Source organism: Lysinibacillus antri (genome assembly GCF_003977595.1).
Lineage (GTDB): Bacteria > Bacillota > Bacilli > Bacillales_A > Planococcaceae > Ureibacillus > Ureibacillus antri.
The window spans coordinates 15,894-35,838 of record NZ_RYYR01000018.1 but is presented as its reverse complement, the minus strand read 5'-3'; the positions used below and the strand labels follow the sequence as shown (position 1 = coordinate 35,838).

The window sequence follows — 19,945 nt, the reverse complement described above, 5'->3', positions numbered from 1 at the left end:
GATTCAAACGGAGCGTGTTAACATGAAAGTTCGTACAAAGTTGTTGCTTACACTCAGTTCACTACCTATTCTCTTAATCTTATTAATAGTTAGTGGATTTTCTCAAACTTCTTATATTGATGATTCAACAGAGCATATCAAAACAGATTTTGATTCATCTGTTTTAGCTGGTCAAATCCGAGCCGATTTAAAAGATGAAGGCATTATCATACGAAACCTCATTATTTTTAAAAATGATGACATGATTAATAAAGAAATGTCGAAATTACAAAATGAACGGGAAAATATCCAGGCAAATGTTCTTCTTTTACAAGAAAATGCAAAAACCCCTGATCAAGAAGAATTAGTCAATGCTCTAAAAAATACAATTGAAACTTATGAAGTTTATTTAGATTCGGTCATCGCATACGTTAACCTTGATAATATTGGTGCTGCTCAAAACTTAATGGAAAAAAATGCAGATAAACTACATGAGGAAATAACCCTTGTATTAAGAAATATAACGAACGGCTTTGATCAACAACTCGAAAACTCACTAATTACATTAATAAAAAATCTTGAGCAAGAAATTATCCTTTCTGGTATTATTTTAGGCGTTTGTTTACTGGTGATCATTGTTATCTTTATCAAAAGTATTTTCTCTATTTTCAATCGAATGTCTTCGATGTCTAAGCTAATGAGTGACATTGCCAATGGAAAATCGGATCTTTACACAAAAGTAGAAGTCATTGGAAATGATGAATTTGACGAAATTGCCAATTCTTTTAACCGAATGACAGAAACACTAGAATCGCAAATGAACAGAGAGAAAGACTTAACTTGGATTAACTCAAATATTACCGATATTTCCACAAACTTAACAGGAAAGCATGATTTGGAATGTTTAGGGAGTACATTATTATCAAAATTAGTTCCACTCGTGAATTCAAATCAAGCCGTTATCTATATAAAAGATATTGAAAATGCAAATAATCAATCATTTAAGTACCTTTCTTCATATGCTTTTCATGAGAAATCGATTAAACAATTCATTCGACCAAGTGAAGGTTTAATCGGACAAGCTATTAAAGAAAAACAAATGCTTCATGTTACAGAAGTGCCATCGAATTATTTGATTTCTTCCGCATTAGGTGAAGCGAAACCTTTAAATCTACTTATACTACCAATAGTATTTGAAGATGAAGTGAATGCCATCATTGAAATTTCTTCCTTTAAAGATTTTAGTCAAGTTCAATTACACTTTTTAGAGGAGCTTGCTAGTAAATTAGGAATTGTAGTAGAAAGTGTCATAGGGCGAATCCAGTTAGCAAAATTATTAGAAGAATCTCAAACGCTTATGGAAGAAGTACAAGCCCAATCAGAAGAATTACAAAATCAACAAGAAGAGTTACGGGCAACTAACGAAGAATTAGAAGAACAAACCCAAGCGCTACGTCAATCGGAGCAAAAACTTCAATTACAGCAAGTCGAATTAGAACAAACCAATGCTGAATTAGAAGTAAAAGCAAAACATTTAGAAGAGCAAAATCGAAAATATGAAGAGGCTAATCGCATTGTAGAAAAAGCAAAAGCGGAACTAGAAGTAAAAGCTGAACAACTGGCCCTTAGCTCGAAGTATAAGTCAGAATTTTTAGCGAATATGTCTCATGAACTACGAACACCGTTAAATAGTTTGATAATTTTGTCAAAGTTACTAGCCGATAACGCTAGTAGAAACTTAACTGCAAAACAAGTTCGATACGCCAAAACCATCTATTCATCAGGCAACGACCTTCTCGTTTTAATAAACAATATATTAGATTTAGCAAAAATCGAATCTGGTAAAACGGAGATTCTTCCTAGTGAAATAAACATCTCAAACATTGTCGATTTTGTTGAAAATAACTTTAAGCCTATAGCAGAAAATAAACGGTTAGTGTTCCAAGTAAATGTGAAAAGTAATACGCCATCCATTATTTTTAATGATGAAGTACGAATCCAACAAGTATTAAAAAATTTATTATCAAATGCATTTAAATTTACAGATTATGGTCAAGTGGTGCTTGAAATTTCTTTAGACCATACACGTACAGAAAAAAATGGTCAGCAAACACTTGCATTTTCTGTCATTGATACCGGCATAGGCATATCAAAAGACAAATTAGACCTCATCTTTGAAGCTTTCCAACAAGCGGACGGAACAACTAGCCGGAAATTTGGTGGTACAGGTCTAGGGTTATCAATTAGTAGAGAGCTCGCTACACTTCTTGGTGGAGAGATTGTAGTTGAAAGTGAAGATGGCAAGGGAAGTAAATTCACTTTCTATGTAGGGGATTATGAAGCCCAGCACACGAAAGAAGTTGACTTAACTTATAATGAAGCTGCGGTTACAATACTTGAACCAAAAGAACGTGAAAACATCCAAACTGAACTACCAAATCCTAAGAATCAAGAAAAAAATAGTCATATTAAAAGACTTTTAATCGTTGATGATGATTTAAATCAACGAAACAGCATTATGGAGCTCATTGGAAATATGGATTTCATTATTAAAGCTGTGTCAACTGGAAAAGAAGCCATTGACTTATTAAAATTGGATCATTTTGATTGTTTGATTTTAGATTTAGGGCTTACTGATACAAGTGGGTTTGATCTACTTGCTGAAATTAAAAATAATCCAGACCATCAAAAGTTAAAAGTTTTTGTTTATACTGGTCGAGATTTGTCGAGTAAAGAAGAAATTGAACTAAATAAGTTTGCTCATACAATTATTATTAAAAATGAACATTCTCCTGAAAGATTAGTGGCAGAACTTCAGTTATATTTATCGGAATCGATTCATACGACGAATGATGAAACTTCATCTCAATTAGAACAAATAGCATCCATGCTAGATTTACTGGGAAAAAAAATTCTGCTCGTAGATGATGATGTTCGGAATGTATTTGCACTTTCTAGTGTGCTTGAAATGGCAGGTGTAGAAGTAGTGTTTGCAGAAAACGGCGTAGAAAGCTTGCAAATGCTAGAGGAGCATCCAGATGTGGATCTCATCCTAATGGATATTATGATGCCTGAAATGGATGGATATGAGGCCATTACTCGAATTCGCACAAATACTGCTTATCAACAATTGCCGATTATCGCTCTTACTGCAAAAGCTATGAAAGAGGATCGTGAAAAATGTCTTGCGATTGGTGCATCTGATTATGTTGCAAAACCTGTAGAGCCCGAACAGTTACTATCCATTATTAAAGTATGGTTATATTAAGTTAAAGAGGTAGCCAAAGATGAATCAATTTATCCCAGTTGAGAAAAATATTGATGAAGAACTAGAAAAAATCGAAATACACCTGTTACTTGAGGGGATCTTCCTTCACTATGGATATGATTATCGAAATTATGCCTATCCATCAATAAGAAGAAGAGTTTGGCATCGTGTCCATGCGGAAAAACTACTAACCATTACGAGTTTACTTGAAAAAGTATTATATGATTCGGCATGCTTGCAAAGGTTGCTAGCTGACTTTTCAATAAATGTCACCGAAATGTTTCGTGATCCGAGTTTTTTCCTAGAATTTAAGGAAAAGGTCATTCCATTATTAAAAACTTATCCTTCAATCCGAATATGGCACGCTGGTTGTTCTACTGGGGAAGAAGTATATTCAATGGCCATTCTTCTCCATGAAGAAGGGTTGTACGAAAAAACAAAAATTTATGCCACAGACATTAATACCGATGTATTACGCGTTGCAAAAAGTGGTCAATTCCCGTTAGAAAACATGAAAAAGTATACGAATAACTACTTACAAGCGGGTGGAGAAAGAGCTTTTTCAGACTACTATAAAGTAACGGATACAGGTGTGAAATTTGATTCATCTCTATCAAAGAATCTTGTTTTTGCTCAGCACAATCTTGTAACGGATAGCTCATTTAATGAATTTCATGTAATTCTCTGTCGAAATGTTTTAATTTATTTTAATCGAGAATTGCAAAATAAAGTACATCAATTATTTTATGATAGTTTAGGAATGTTTGGGGTACTTTGCCTAGGTAATAAAGAATCTATTAATTATACAAACATGAATGATTATTATGAAGTAATTAGCCAATCCCAAAAAATTTATAAAAAAATTAAATAACAAGCAAGGGGGCGTCCGAAAAGTGATTTTCGAACGCCCCCTTTGCGACGAGGATGGTGACAATTTATTGTTACTACCGCAGGAGCACAGATTTTTAGCAGAATTATATCATTTGAAGCATAGCTGTCCAGAAAGTGCAATACTTTCTGGACAGTCCCTATTCTCTAAATCCTAACTCCTATTTAAATTAGGACTACCAAATTCTTACGAAAACTAGAAATATATGAAATGAAGGTTTAAAATTCCTCTCACCAATACAACTTCCGATTCGATCAGATGTTTTGTATCAATTTGAAACGACTATCTTAAATAAAACAGCGATATTACTAAAACATTTCTCATGGCAAATAAAAAACAATCCTTCCATACCAAAATGTCGATTTATTTCTGCAGATAAATTTACTTATTTAAATACACGGCAATATTAATACGTGAATCAATATATAAACTGTTTACCATTCTCATTGCGTCATTGAATAAGTATATTGCAATCAGAATAATTTTGTGATTATACTACTATTTCACCACCGTTATATACTACTAATTATTCATATCTCTCACTCTAAACGCTTCTCTCAATTAAGACCTTCTACTCACCATTAACATACTTTTTATGGTATCCTGATAATCTATTTAGATTAGCAATATCGATAGAGGATAGTGATAAAAATGTGCAATGAAAAAATTAATATATTAATAGTAGATGATCGACCCGAAAATTTATTAGCATTAGAAGCAATTCTAGATGAAGAAGAATACAACCTAATTAAGGCATTCTCTGGGGAAGAGGCACTTAGATTTTTATTGCAATATGACTTTGCGGCAATATTATTAGATGTCCAAATGCCTGGAATGGACGGGTTTACGACAGCAAAATTTATTAGAGCTCGTGAAAAAACAAAAAACATTCCTATATTATTTATTACTGCAAATTATATGGATTCTGAGCATATTTTCATGGGTTATTCTGTAGGTGCCATTGATTATATATTAAAACCCTTCAATCCTATTATTTTAAAATCAAAGGTAGAACGTTTTGTTGAACTCTATTTATTACGCCAAAAACTAATTATACAATCCAACAAATTAGAGGAGAAAAATAAAGTCATAGAATATATGGCCTATCACGATGGGCTAACGGATCTTCCAAATAGAAGGAAGTTTAATGAAGAGCTTATTCGATTTGTGAACATTGCTAAGAGTACGAACGAATCGCTAGGGTTAATGTATCTTGACCTAGATCGATTTAAATATATTAACGACTCTCTGGGACATTCGATGGGAGACAAACTTCTACAACATCTAGCAAAAAGGCTTTCTATGACAATTCGTGATAGCGATTTTGTTGCGCGAATGGGTGGAGATGAATTTGTTGTCTTACTTCCGAATAGTAATCGGGAACAATGCCTAGAAGTAACTGAAAATATATTAGATGCTTTTAAGAATCCATTTACTATTCATTCCTATGAATTTCACCTTACAGCATGTATCGGATTAGCCATATTTCCATTTGACGGGGAAGATGCAAATACTCTATTAAAAAATGCGGATGCAGCACTCTACCGCGCAAAGGAACAAGGGAAAAACAAATTTTCAGTCTATCATTCTGGTATGAATCTTCAATCTTATCGAACATTTCTCATGCAAAATGATTTGCGTAATGCCATTGAAAATGAAGAATTTACTTTAGTCTATCAACCAAGAATACAATTATCATCTGAACAAGTAGTGAGTGCAGAAGCGTTCATTCGATGGAATCATCCAAAATGGGGGACGATCTCTCCAAATGAATTCATACCGATTGCAGAAGAATCCGAATTAATTTTTGAAATTGATAAATGGGTACTCCAAACTGTCTGCAAGCAAATAAATAGTTGGGATCACTTGGGTTTTTCACCTACTCGAATCGCAATTAATTTCTCAGCAAAACATTTTTTACAACAGAATTTTATTGAACAAATTAAAAAGATCTTACATGATTCGAAAATTGATCCTAAACGAATCGAAATTGAAATAACAGAAACAGCCTTATTAAAAAATGAGGACATTGTGAAACATACTTTAAAACAACTAAAAGACATGGATATCCATGTAAGTCTAGATGATTTCGGTATTGGTTATTCTTCAATTAATTATTTAAGAGATTTTCATTTTGATACAGTTAAAATTGATAAATCTTATATTCAAGAAATTACTCTACCTCAAAAAAATAGTCATTCTATTGTAGAGTCCATGATTTTTTTAGGGAAAAAATTAAATATTAATGTGGTGGCAGAAGGAGTAGAAACAACTGAACAATTACAGCAATTAATAGAACTTCAATGTGATGAGATACAAGGCTATATCTATAGTCAACCACTACCTCCTAACGACTTTTTACACTATTCAAACAGTAAAAATAGCAATAATATGGCGACAAATATTACAAAGACTGTAAAAGATAATGTAATTGTACTTAATCCGAAAGAGGAAATTGGTATTAATCGAGAAATTATTCAACACGCTGTTCAACAATTTAAAATCGACTTTGCTCTGTCAAACCGTGAGCTAGATGTATTTTCATTAATTGTAGAAGGCTCAAGTAATAAAGTCATCTCTGAAAAACTTTTTATTAGCGAACATACAGTTAAAAATCATATCACAAATATATTGTCCAAATTACGTGTAGCTGACCGCGTCCATGCAATTGCATTAGTATATGAGCAATGTATCAACAAGAAAAATGTTCAATAATGAAAAACAACTATCCTATTGAACTGAGGTATAACAATGAAAATACGGACACGCTTATTGATTGCGCTAAGTACACTACCACTATTTTTCTTTTTCGTGATTGGTAGCGGTTGGTTACAAATTTCGCACATCAATAACTCTTCAGAGGAGATTAAATTAAAATTTGATTCTTCAACTTTAGCTGGACAAATTCGAGCAGATATTAAGGATGAAGGCATTATACTAAGAAATCTCATCATCTATGATGACGAAGCTGCACTGAAGGCTGAACTGAGAGCTTTACAAACGGAAAGAGAAAATGTTCATACTAATATTCTGTTGTTAGAGCAAAACATTCAATCTCCGGAACAAAAAGCATTAGTAGATACTCTTAAAACTACAAATAGTGAATTCGAGAACTATACGGACCAAATAACAAGCTTCATTTCTGAGAATAGAATAGAAGAAGCTAGAAATTTAATGGATGAAAATTCAAAATCGATCCATGAGGAATTTACTATAGTTTTACGAAATATTACAAATGGCTTTGATACACAATTAGAAAGTTCATTGTTTTCATTAGTGGATAATGTAAGAAAAGAAATTGTTATAGCCGGTTTTATTTTAGCATTTGGCATTATACTAGTAACTTTTATCTGTATGAAAAACATTCTTTCCATTTTCAAACGTATGACTGCTATGACGGATGTTATGAAATCTATTTCAAACGGCCACACAAATTTAGGTACGAAAGTGGAAGTCATTTCAAATGATGAGTTCGATGCAATCGCCACATCATTTAACCAAATGACAGATACTCTAGACATTCAAATGAATAAAGAGAAAGAATTAACGTGGAAAAAATCAAATATTAACGATATTACGACACATTTAACAGGCAAATTAGAGATTCCGATGTTTGGACAAACATTACTATCAAAGCTAGTTCCTCTAGTTAAGTCGAGTCATGCCTTGTTTTATGTAAAGGACATGCATACAAATAGTAATCAGTTATTCAAACATGTTTCTTCCTACGCCTCCAATGAAAAGCTAGCTAAACAATCCATCAAACTGGGAGAGGGATTAATTGGCCAAGCCATTATAGAGAAAAAGATGCTACATATTACAAATGTACCCTCTACTCATATCATTTTATCAGGTCTTGGGGAGTCAAAACCATTGAACTTAATTGTTTTACCCATTACTTTTGAAGGGGAAGTCAATGCAGTGATTGAGCTGGCATCCTTTCATCCCTTTGACGAAAATCAACTTAGTTTTTTAGAAGAACTTTCCGATAATTTAGGCATCGTCCTTGAAAGTGTTTTAAGCCGCAATCAGTTAGCGATGTTATTAGAAGAATCTCAAACCTTGATGGAGGAAGTTCAAGCCCAGTCAGAAGAACTACAAAATCAGCAAGAAGAATTGCGTGCAACAAATGAGGAATTAGAGGAGCAAACACAGGCTCTTCGTCAATCTGAATTAAAATTACAGTTACAACAAGTAGAATTAGAACAAACGAATGCAGAGCTTGAAGAAAAAGCTAAACGACTAGAAGAACAAAATTTAAAATATGAAGAAGCGAATCGAATCGTTAAAAAAGCAAAGGCAGAACTTGAAGTAAAAGCTGAACAACTCGCATTAAGTTCAAAATATAAATCAGAATTTCTCGCAAATATGTCCCATGAATTACGAACACCATTAAATAGTTTAATTATTTTATCTAAGCTGTTAGCAGACAATTCAAATCGTAACTTAACAGAAAAACAAGTGGAATATGCAAAAACAATTTATTCATCGGGGAACGATTTATTAATTTTAATCAATAATATTTTAGATTTAGCTAAAATTGAGTCTGGAAAAACAGAAATCATCCCTGGCAACATCGAAATTCAAAATATAGTGGAATTTGTCCAAAGTAACTTTAACGTAATTGCAGACAATCAAAATCTACTATTGAATATTCATGTATTAGACGGAACACCCCCAACATTGTATAGTGATGAAGTTCGAATTCAGCAAGTATTAAAAAACTTATTATCTAATGCCTTCAAATTTACTGATGAAGGGGAAGTTCGACTTGAAATTAAGCCAAAACAACATCCGACCGAACAAGGTAAATTAACACTCGCATTTTCTGTAATCGACACAGGAATTGGGATATCAAAAGATAAACTAAATTTAATTTTTGAAGCATTCCAACAAGCAGATGGAACGACAAGCAGAAAATACGGAGGGACAGGATTAGGTCTTTCGATTAGTAGAGAGCTTGCGACGCTTTTAGGTGGCAAAATTGTTGTTGAAAGTGAAGAAGGCAAGGGAAGTACCTTTACTTTTTATGTAGGCAATTACGAGGCACAACCGCAAGAAATAATAACTCCTGTGGAACTAACTCAAGTTGAAGCTGCCGTAACTTTTGTTGAACAGACGCAAGAAAACAATAAACTAAGGATGGCACAAGATATTCAATCTATCTCAACAACGAATAGCCATATCAAACGAATTTTAATTGTCGATGATGATTTTAACCAACGAAATAGTTTGATGGAATTAATCGGAAATATGGATTTTGTAATAAAAGCTGTTTCTACTGGAATAGAAGCTAGAAATCTTTTAAAACTTGAGCGATTTGATTGTCTTATTCTGGATTTAGGACTAACAGATACAAGTGGCTTTCATCTACTAACCGAAATTAAAAACAATCCAATTCATAGCGATTTAAAAGTGTTTGTTTACACGGGTCGAGACTTATCCGTTAAGGAAGAACTTGAACTAAATAAGTTTGCCCATACCATTATTATTAAAAATGAACGCTCGCCCGCACGATTAGTTGCAGAACTTGAGCTCTATTTATCAGATTCTAACAATAGATCTGTTGAAGAATCATTCTTTGTCAATAAAAAAATAGATTCAAATTCAGATCTTGTTGGAAAAAAAATACTACTTGTTGATGATGATGTGCGAAATGTTTTTGCACTATCAAGTGTATTGGAAATGGCCGGGTTGACCGTATTATTTGCTTATAATGGAATTGAAAGTATCCATTTGCTTGAACAACATTCAGATATTGATTTGGTGTTGATGGATATTATGATGCCTGAAATGGATGGTTATGAAGCTATTAGTAGAATCAGATTAATGCCTCAATATACCCAACTACCCATTATCGCGCTCACTGCAAAAGCAATGAAAGAAGACCACGAAAAATGTTTAGCAATCGGGGCATCCGATTACATTGCAAAACCTGTTGAACCAGATCAGTTAATTTCAATTATGAAAGTATGGTTATATTAGAAAAGTATAAACACCCTGTTTAGCCACAATCAATGTAAACTTTTTAATGCTTAAAAAGAGCTCATTATATGGGTGGTACCATCCACTTTTGAGCTCTTTCCTTTTGGTAGAAACTGTTCATATACTTTTAAGTACCCTGTTGGTAAATTAACAATAACCATTAATTATGTTTGAGTGTTATTAAAAATAGGTAATTCTTTACAAAGTATATTTTGGTCATAAAGTTTCCTTTAATTCCAAATATTTTAGGTATATAATATGTTCGCAAAGTCCTAGTAGAGTAATAGACAGTAATCCATATTTTAATGAAAAGGAAATATTATGATGTAAGGAGCAATTTAGATGAGTTCAAATCAAACTGAACAAAAAAGGCAAACAAGTATTCGATTGAAATTTATAGGCGCATTTCTATTAATCTCAATTATCCCGCTACTTATAGTAACTCTCTTTGTTCAGTATAATAATAGTAAAATATTAATTGAAAAAGAAGAAACCGCAATGCAAAATCTTGTTATGAATAAAGTAACGTCGATTGAGCAATGGTTTAAAGCACAAATGTCTGAAATGCAAATATCCGCTTCAAGTAATAATTTAATTTCACTGGATCCAGCACATATGATTCCATACTTAACGATGTTAGAAGAGCGGTCTGAAGTATTTGAAACAATGTTCGTTATTGACCCTAATGGAACTGTAATCGCCCATACAAAACCAGAAAGCATTGGTTCAGATTATAGTGATCGTAGCTATGTTCCTGCTGCATTAAAAGGGGAATCGGTTTATTCTGAAGTCCTCATCTCTAAAGCAACAGGTAATCGAATTGTCGTAGCTGCTACCCCAATTAAAGATAATTCTGGGAAAGTTGTAGCGGTACTAGCGGGATCAGCAAATTTTGAAATCTTAGTTAATACATATTTAAACGACGAAAATACTATTGAATCTACAAATATGATTACATTGCTCGATAACCAAGGAATCATTCAAGTAGCGCCACAAGAAGACGTCATAGGTAAACATGTAGAAGAATTAGATCTTGGTGAACTATCAACTTTATTACAAAAAAGTATGACGGATTCCGGGATTTCATCATTCCACCTTGATAATCAAGAATTCATTATTAGTTACGCGCCGATTGAGTCGGTAGGTTATGGATTAAGTATTAATACACCATCTAAAGTCGTATTAGCAGATTCAAAAACCATTCAAAATACAAGTTTCATATTAATTGGTCTTACAGCAATTATTATTATTTTCATTTCTATACTGATCGTTAGAGGGATAACAAGACCAATCTTAACGGTAGTTGAAGGGATGGAAAAAGTAGCCCATGGTGATTTGACCGTTGAAAAAATGAAAGTTAAAGCGCAAGATGAAATTGGTCAACTAGCACATAACTTTAATACCATGGTCGAAAATATTAAAAATTTAGTCACTGAAATTAAACATGCTTCCGATCAAGTTCACGCTTCATCTGAGGAATTGTCTGCTAGCTCCGAAGAAACCGTACAAGCAACAGAACAAATCTCGGCATCGATCCAAACGATTGCATCCAATACGGAAGCTCAGACGAACTTTACCGAAGATGCAAAAGAGGTTGTTACAAATATTTCAGATGGTATTTCAACAATTGCTCAAAACATTCAAAAAACAAACCAACTAACAGATGATGCAGTGCAAGCAGCCCATACAGGTTCAGAAGTGATTGATCGAACTGTAAATCAAATGAAAGCAATTGAAGAAAAAACAAGCAGTGCCTCTGTTACTATTAACGAATTAGGTAAAAAATCAAATGAGATTAATGAAATCATATCTGTCATTACAACGATTGCCGATCAAACGAATTTACTTGCGCTAAATGCTGCAATTGAAGCGGCAAGGGCAGGGGAATACGGAAAAGGATTTGCGGTAGTGGCAGAAGAGGTACGAAAATTAGCTGAACAATCAAGTACTGCTTCTGGTCAAATAAGCGACCTGATTAAAGAGATTCAATATGAAATTTCTTTATCGATTAATGCGATGAATGAAGGAAATATTGCAGTGAATGATGGGAAATCCTTTGTTGAACAAGCTGGTACTGAATTTGGAAATATCTCGTTAGCTGTTCAAAGAGTGTCGGAACATATGCAAGAAATCCTTTCAGAAAGTCGATTAATTAAAGATTCGTCTGAAAAAATGGTAGATGATATTGTGCATATTTCCGAAGTTTCCTTAGAAGCAGTAGGTAACACACAAGAAATTGCCTCCGCATCGGAACAACAAACGAGCTCCATGGAGGAAATCGCTGCATCTGCGGAAAACTTAGCGAACATGGCAGAAGAACTTAGAATACATGCACAACAATTTAAACTTTAATTAAAATTTGCAAAAAAGCAATTCTCCACTAACTAAAAGGAGAATTGCTCTTTTATTTTCCGTATACTTTCTCCCTTTTCCGTAAATTATATCTGTATGATAAAAAATGGGGAGACTGTAATGTTTAACAAAAAAAAGAAAGAAAAACAGAAAAAACAACAAAACGATCAGCAAAAGAAAGAAGCAAAGAAAGAGTCTAAGAAAGAACCAATTTCTTCAAATAGATATGAATTCCTACAATCTTTGAAGGAGAAACTTCATTCACCTTCTGATTTAATTATTCGTTATGTTTCACCAACAACTACGGTGATTTATGTAGATAACTTAGTGGATATTTCATTATTAAATGAACAAGTTTTAAAGGAAGTACAAAACGCAAAACAAGGCGCTACACCTCAAGACATTCATACAAACCTAAAGTTACCGGAAGTCGATGTAATGGATGAATTAAATAAAACGATACTTGAAATGTTAATTGGCGCTTGCATTATCCATATTGAAGGCTTTTCTGAAGTGGTAATTGCTAAAATTTCTTCCATTCAATCTCGTGGTTTATCCGCTCCAGAAAACGAATCACAGGTTATTGGTTCTCAGGTGGGATTCAATGAAAGTATTGCAACAAACATTTCATTGGTTCGACGATATATTACAAATCCGGATTTATGTAATGAAAAATTTACATTAGGACATCAAACGAATACTTCATTGTCCCTGTTGTATATTCACGGAATCGCCACAGAAGAACAAGTAAATACTGTCAGACAAAGGATAACAGACCTCGATATAGCAGACATCATCGATAGTGCAGTACTAGAAGGATTAATCGATGATAACTCATTATCGCTCTTCCCGCAAATGCTCCTAACCGAACGACCAGATAGATTTTGTGATGGCTTATTAAGTGGTAAGGTTGGGATTTTAGTAAATGGCAGTTCGATGGCTATTCTTGGTCCACAATCCTTTATTGAGTTTTTCCAAAGTAGGGAAGATCAAAATTTACGGTGGTCAATTGCATCTTTTGTCCGTTTGTTAAGATTTATTGCCATATTTATTTCGATTTATTTAACACCCATTTACGTAGCTACACTTACCTTTCATTATGAAGTAATTCCACAACCATTGTTAGTACCATTAAATGAATCTAGGGCAATTGTTCCGTTTCCTCCAATCATCGAAGCACTTCTTTTAGAGATTATTATTGAATTACTGAGGGAAGCAGGGGCAAAACTACCGACTAAAGTAGGACAAACAATCGGGATTGTTGGGGGGATTGTTATTGGGACAGCCGCAGTACAAGCTGGGATTACAAGTAACATTCTAATTATTATCGTAGCATTAGGAGCGCTTTCTTCCTTTACAACGCCGAACTATATGATGGGGAATGCGATACGAATTATTCGTTTTCCAATTATAATACTAGCTGGATTTTGGGGATATTTCGGAATCATGCTTGCCGTTTGTTTTATTTTTACCCACTTATTACGCCAAACAACATTAGGTGCTCCATATTTAGCACCATTTTATCCACCAAGGTGGAAAGATTGGCCAGATAGTATTATCCGATTACCAAGTACATTCCTTTCTCGCCAAGGGATAAATAATCGAAATCCTCAAGGAAATAATCAAGGGGAAAATGAAGGAAATAATCAAAAATCTGAAAAGAAGGTGACAGAGTGAAAGAAACTCTTCATATAAGTAATAATCAAAAGATTAATGCTTTCCTTCTTTTTTTTATTGTTACAGCTACTCAAATCGGTGTCGGTATACATGGTTTTCAACGAGTTATTTACCAAGATGCCAAACAGGATGCTTGGATTTCTGTCATTTTAAGTTTTTTGCTTGCACATATCGTTGTTTATATTATGATGAAAACTTTAGATATGTATGACTCAAATGATTTATATGGAATCCACATAGACATTTTCGGAAAATACCTCGGGAATTTTTTAAATATACTGTACATTTTTTACTGTTCAAGTGCTTTTTTTGTCATTGTAAAAAATTACACTGAAGTTATTAATACATGGGTTTTTCCCTATTTAAGTTCGATGTTTCTTTGCTTATCAATATTATCAATTATTATTTATACATTTAAAGGGGGATTTAGGGTAATTATTGGTATTTGTTTCTTTAGTTTTTTCTTTCTTCTATGGATTCCACCAATATTAATTATCCCCTTGAAATATTCGGATTTAAATTACCTTCTACCTATTTTGGATAATGAATTAAAAGGAATTCTTAAAGGTGTCATGTCTATGTCCTTTACAATTGTTGGGTTTGAAATTATCAATTTTGTGTACCCTTTTTTGAAGAATAAAACTAAGTATAAACGATATGTTCATCTAGGCATGCTCTTTACTTTATTCCTTTACCTATCCATTATGTTTGTTTCTTTAACCTTTTTTAGTGGCGAACAATTGATGAAAACAATCTGGGCAACATTAACATTATTTGGTTTTATTCGGCTGCCATTTATTGAACGAATCGAAATTATTACAATCTGTCTTTGGATGATTATTATCTTACCAAACCTTTGCTTATATATGTGGGCAGCATATCGAGGTGTCCAGAGAATGGTCAATATTTCAGTAAATAAGTTTTTATTGATTTTCAGTAGCATCATGTTTGTCTCTGGTATTTTTATCAATAAAAGAACAGACATTAACTTACTAAATGATTGGTTTGGAAAATATGCCTTTGCTGTCGTTTTTATCTACCCATTTATTTTATTTCTTTGTGCTTTACTAAAAAGACAAATTAAAAAAATGCAGGTGAGTAACAGTGAAAAAAGTTAAACAGCTTCTACTAATACTTATTTTCTGCAGTTTCCTGATTGGTTGTACAGAGACAAAAATACTTGAAAGAATTAGTTTAGCTACATTAATCGGCTATGATGTTGCAAACGAGAATGATGAAAACGTGACAGCCACAGTCATTATTCGCCAAGTATCCCCAGACAACAAAAGTACCTTAGAAACACAAACAAATACAGAAGCTACAAATCAAGGAACTCGAATTAAAGTTAACCTGCAAACCGCAAAAAAAATGTTGGCCGGTCAAACACACACCATATTATTTGGAAAGAATTTAGCAGAAAGAGGGTTAGAGGAACCTCTACATGGCCTAATGATGAATTCTGAACTTAGTAGTAGTATTTATTTAGCCGTTGTTGATGGCGACGCAAAACCTTTAATCGAAGGAAATTATAAAAATATTACCGATATTGGTCAGCATGTTTATAATCTTATTGATCATAATGTTCAACGGCAACATACAGTTTCCTCTACTTTACACGAAGTCGTCCGGAACAATTACTCGCCACTTCGAGATTTAGCGATTCCGATTATAAAGAAAGAAAAAGATATAATAAAAATTAATGCTTTAGCAATTTTTGCCGGTTCTAAAATGGTAGGTCAACTGACTTCTGAGGAAGCTTTTTATGTTATCATGCTTCGGGATAAATTTAAAGCAGGGGCCCTGGAATTAAAATTACCAGGGGACACCTTAGATCAAGAGAAAAATACAGATGAAAAATTACATGTTGCTATTGACTCCATTCAATCAAAACGGACAATTAAATTAGTAGACAAATCTACCCCAGAGTATGATGTTGAAGTCGATCTTGCATGTCGTATCGTTGAATTGCATTCAAATGCAAATGTTGGAAAACCTGACGTTACGAAAAAACTTGAAAAGGCAATTGGAAAAGAAATAGAGAAAGAACTGAAACGAATCGTTAAATATACTCAGGAAAAGAATTCAGATATTTTTGGATTTGGGGATGACTATTATGCCAGTGTACGAAACTCTAACTTAACTGAAGAAAAATGGAATGAACTATATCCAAATGCGAAAGTGAATTTTAAAGTGAATATAGAGATTGTGCGAAATGGTGTTTTTGAATAGTAATGAAAGTATTTATTAATTCTCAAATATCCTTTGACAATATTACCAATTATAAATAACTAGAGAATGGGAACAGTACATATAAGTTATCCAAAATTGCGAAGAACAAGGTTGGGTTATAAATTGCTTAAAAAATGTACTGTTTTACTTTTTCTCACCGTTCTATTTATTTTCCATTGGCAAAGTTCAGCTTTTTCTTATGAATTTACTCCCTTTACAGAAGACTTATTAGAAAATCAAACCATTCAAATTATTAACCCACTAACTAATAGAGTCGTAAAAACCATCATTCCAAATGATTATCAGCTTGTTACAAATATGGAGGACTTTAAGAAGGAAATGGAAATTTGGGCACGCGATTTTGCAAAAGGCTTCAATACCCAGCACGGTTTTAATAAGCCCCTTCTTTTAGATCGGATAGACGAAAATGGGAATATTATTAAAGGTCGACCTATGATAACGATTGATGAACCGCAATTAGTGGAAAATATATTGCAGCAATCCTTTACAGGTGGAAAAGTGGATTTGCCCATCATTTTTACGGAAAGCGATTATAAACAGGAGGATGTCCCTTTTTTAGATGAGGTTACGTTATCCTCTTTTACAACGATTTTTAATGGCGCAAATTTTGGTCGCAGTAAAAATATCGAACTCTCTGCTATTGCCATTCATAATATCATTGTCGGCGTTGGTGATGTTTTTTCCTTTAACTTAGTTGTTGGTCCAAGAGAGGTGGCAACAGGCTATCAAGTTGCTCCAGAAATTGTAAAGGGCAAATTAGTGAAGGGCATCGGTGGTGGTATTTGCCAAACTTCCTCTACGTTATTTAATGCCGTGGATTTTCTAGACGTCAAAACGATCGAAAGGCATCATCATTCTAGAACGGTTGGCTATGTACCTGAAGGAAGGGATGCAACAGTATCCTTTGGGGGCTTAGATTATCGTTTTCAAAATACAACAGGCATCCCATTTCTCATTAAAACTATCTACCGTAAAGGCTCCATCACGGTAATGATTACGACATCTCGAGAATATGCAAACATCTTAAAAAATGAATTATCTTATGAAAAGAAAGGGGAAACTCTTTCTTTTTTCGTTTTTATAGGATTTTTACTATACAACCTTGAATACATACATGTAGAAATTTTTTGGAAGGGGTAAAACAAATGAATTCGCTAGCAACTTTCATGGATTGGCTTAAAACGTCACAAAAAACCGTCGTCTTAACAGGAGCTGGAATGTCTACAGAAAGTGGAATTCCAGACTTTCGCTCATCTTCCGGGTGGTGGAAAAATATTGACCCACATACAGTAGCTACAGTCACTGCCCTTGAAAATAAGTATGATTTATTTCATGAGTTTTACTCGATGCGTTTAACTGGGTTAGAACAATGTCAACCTCATGATGGACACTATATTTTAGCTGATTGGGAAAAAAGAGGATTCATTCATTCCATTGCCACCCAAAATGTGGATGGATTTCATACGAAAGCTGGTAACAAACATGTTCAAGAGCTCCATGGATCCATTCAAACATTTCGATGTCATCAATGTAATGAATCCTCTACGAAAGAAGCGTTTATTCAGAAAGAGACTTGTCAGGAATGCGGAGGGGTATTACGTCCGAATGTTGTCCTTTTTGGTGAAGCCCTGCCTGAAGAGAGCTGGACGATTACTTTAAAAAACATTCAACAAGCTGATCTAGTCATCGTCATTGGCACAAGTCTTGAAGTATATCCAGTCAATCAATTACCTACGATGACGAAGGGAAAAACCGTTTATATTAATAAGGATGCTAACCCAAATGCAGCCTATTTTGATTTAATTATTGAAGGAAAAGCGAAAGAAACGTTACAACACATGCAAACACTACTTTGATAGATGAGGGGATTATTCAAATGAAGCAACTTTGGTACGGTGGTCCGATTTACACAATGGAGAAAGAAAATGAAACAGTTGAAGCCGTTCTCGTGGAAAATGGAAAGATTATTGCACTTGGAAGCTATGACGATTTAAAGGATAGATGTGACGAAAAGTTCGATTTACAAGGTGCTGCCATGTACCCAGGATTTGTCGATAGCCATTTACACATCATTTTTCAAGGGCAAAAGTTAACTCGACTGGACCTTTCACAAGCAACATCAGCAGAGGAAATGCTCGAACTAGTAAAGGTTGCTTCACTTCATACACCAAAAGATCAATGGTTATTTGGCGAAGGGTGGAACGAAAATCATTTTGCTGATCAACGCATACCAACGTTAAAGGAACTCGACGAAATTCGCAGTGAACCAATTCTTTTAACACGGGTATGTCATCATGTTGTGTTAGGGAATACATCCGCGCTACTTGCAGGAGGGATTACAGATGAAACGATCTCTCCAACTGGCGGCCAAATAGGTACGGATAAAGAAGGTCATCTAAACGGATTATTGTACGATCTTGCTTCCAATTTAGTAACAGATGCTATTCCACGTGAGGGTGAAAGTTATATTAATTCATTAGAAGAGGCGCTTACGCTTTCGATTAATGACATGCTTTCTAAAGGATTAACGGGGGCCCATTCTGAAGATATGAGTTACTTTGGTCATTTTACAAACCCACTTACAGCATATAAACGAGTTGTTGGAGAAAAGCGTCATTTTCGTGTAAATTTACTCCGACACAATGCAGTTTTTGAAGAGATGATGCAAGCAAACATTCAATTTGATGAACCTTTTATTGAACCAGGGGCAATGAAAATATTTGCTGATGGCGCATTAGGAGGTTCGACGGCAGCTTTATCACTTCCATATGCAGATAACCCCAAAAATCATGGGCTATTAATTCATACCGATGAAGAATTAGAACGATTAGTGAAATTGGCTCGCAAATATAATGAAGCAATTGCCGTACACATGATTGGAGATGCGGGGGCTGAGCAAATTCTCAATGTCATTGAAAAATACCCCGTCCCACATGGAAAAAGAGATCGTCTCATTCACTGTTGCGTATTGCGGGAAGATTTAGTCGAACGGATGGCCAAATTACCAATCGTATTAGACCTACAACCTGCATTTGTCCCTTCCGATTTTCCTTGGGTCATAAATCGACTTGGTGAAAAACGTCTAGATTATGCATACGCTTGGAAAACGTTACTCCATCGTGGATTAATGTGCGCTGCAGGTACAGATGCACCAATTGAAGAGATTAATCCACTTGCTTCGATCTACGCTGCTGTTGAGCGGAAGAAACCAGGTGAACATCATGAAGGATATTTACCGGAAGAAAAATTATCACGTTTTGAAGCCATTCGAATGTATACAGTCGGAAGTGCTCAAGCAATTGGCAAAGAGCATGAAAGAGGGTTAATCAAGAAAGGGTACGATGCCGATTTTTCAATATTCGACCGCGACCTTTTTAAAGGAACTTCTGAAGACATGTTACAAGCAAACGCAGTAAAAACAGTCGTTGCAGGAAAAATCGTATTTGAACGAGAGAATAACAGTTGATTTCGCGCGAGGAGGTAGATGTTGTGGGCACTTGTGATGATTTGCGGGCGGATGGACGATTTTATGGGCACTTGCGATG

At 34.3% G+C, this 19,945-nt stretch carries 11 protein-coding genes; all 11 read left to right on the top strand.

The annotated features are described in order from the left end of the window. Positions 1-22 precede the first annotated feature (22 nt). On the top strand, positions 23-3,247 hold the full coding sequence (locus EK386_RS13230) for a response regulator (protein ID WP_126659656.1): 3,225 nt from the start codon (positions 23-25) through the stop codon (positions 3,245-3,247). Positions 3,248-3,266: 19 nt separating this feature from the next. Then, positions 3,267-4,118 (top strand): CheR family methyltransferase, encoded by an 852-nt coding sequence (locus tag EK386_RS13225; RefSeq protein WP_126659655.1) that lies wholly within the window; start codon positions 3,267-3,269, stop codon positions 4,116-4,118. A gap of 669 nt (positions 4,119-4,787) precedes the next feature. Next, complete coding sequence (locus EK386_RS13220; RefSeq protein WP_126659654.1) at positions 4,788-6,851, top strand: EAL domain-containing protein; 2,064 nt, start codon at positions 4,788-4,790, stop codon at positions 6,849-6,851. 36 nt (positions 6,852-6,887) lie between these two features. Next, on the top strand, positions 6,888-10,121 hold the full coding sequence (locus tag EK386_RS13215) for a response regulator (protein WP_126659653.1): 3,234 nt from the start codon (positions 6,888-6,890) through the stop codon (positions 10,119-10,121). A 342-nt stretch (positions 10,122-10,463) separates the two neighbouring features. Continuing rightward, the gene (locus EK386_RS13210) at positions 10,464-12,473 is read left to right on the top strand and encodes a methyl-accepting chemotaxis protein (RefSeq protein WP_126659652.1); all 2,010 of its coding nucleotides are present in this window, start codon (positions 10,464-10,466) and stop codon (positions 12,471-12,473) included. 120 nt (positions 12,474-12,593) lie between these two features. Beyond that, positions 12,594-14,150 (top strand): spore germination protein, encoded by a 1,557-nt coding sequence (locus tag EK386_RS13205; protein WP_126659651.1) that lies wholly within the window; start codon positions 12,594-12,596, stop codon positions 14,148-14,150. Next, entirely contained in the window at positions 14,147-15,268 is a 1,122-nt protein-coding gene (locus tag EK386_RS13200; RefSeq protein WP_126659650.1) for a GerAB/ArcD/ProY family transporter, read from the top strand. The genes EK386_RS13205 and EK386_RS13200 overlap by 4 nt, the downstream gene beginning before the upstream one ends. Then, entirely contained in the window at positions 15,255-16,379 is a 1,125-nt protein-coding gene (locus EK386_RS13195) for a Ger(x)C family spore germination protein (protein ID WP_126659649.1), read from the top strand. The genes EK386_RS13200 and EK386_RS13195 overlap by 14 nt, the downstream gene beginning before the upstream one ends. A gap of 123 nt (positions 16,380-16,502) precedes the next feature. Continuing rightward, positions 16,503-17,540, top strand: a complete 1,038-nt coding sequence (locus EK386_RS13190) for a VanW family protein (RefSeq protein ID WP_126659648.1) — start codon at positions 16,503-16,505, stop codon at positions 17,538-17,540. 5 nt (positions 17,541-17,545) lie between these two features. After that, positions 17,546-18,256, top strand: coding sequence for an SIR2 family NAD-dependent protein deacylase (locus EK386_RS13185; RefSeq protein WP_126659647.1), 711 nt, complete (start codon positions 17,546-17,548; stop codon positions 18,254-18,256). Positions 18,257-18,276: 20 nt separating this feature from the next. Next, positions 18,277-19,866, top strand: coding sequence for an amidohydrolase (locus EK386_RS13180; RefSeq protein ID WP_126659646.1), 1,590 nt, complete (start codon positions 18,277-18,279; stop codon positions 19,864-19,866). The last annotated feature ends 79 nt before the right edge of the window (positions 19,867-19,945 follow it).

Bases quoted from the DNA above. Each gene is read 5' to 3' on its own strand.
- EK386_RS13185 (WP_126659647.1), top strand. From the start codon at position 17,546: ATGAATTCGCTAGCAACTTTCATGGATTGGCTTAAAACGTCACAAAAA.
- EK386_RS13230 (WP_126659656.1), top strand. From the start codon at position 23: ATGAAAGTTCGTACAAAGTTGTTGCTTACACTCAGTTCACTACCTATT.
- EK386_RS13225 (WP_126659655.1), top strand. From the start codon at position 3,267: ATGAATCAATTTATCCCAGTTGAGAAAAATATTGATGAAGAACTAGAA.
- EK386_RS13205 (WP_126659651.1), top strand. From the start codon at position 12,594: ATGTTTAACAAAAAAAAGAAAGAAAAACAGAAAAAACAACAAAACGAT.
- EK386_RS13210 (WP_126659652.1), top strand. From the start codon at position 10,464: ATGAGTTCAAATCAAACTGAACAAAAAAGGCAAACAAGTATTCGATTG.
- EK386_RS13180 (WP_126659646.1), top strand. From the start codon at position 18,277: ATGAAGCAACTTTGGTACGGTGGTCCGATTTACACAATGGAGAAAGAA.
- EK386_RS13215 (WP_126659653.1), top strand. From the start codon at position 6,888: ATGAAAATACGGACACGCTTATTGATTGCGCTAAGTACACTACCACTA.
- EK386_RS13220 (WP_126659654.1), top strand. From the start codon at position 4,788: ATGTGCAATGAAAAAATTAATATATTAATAGTAGATGATCGACCCGAA.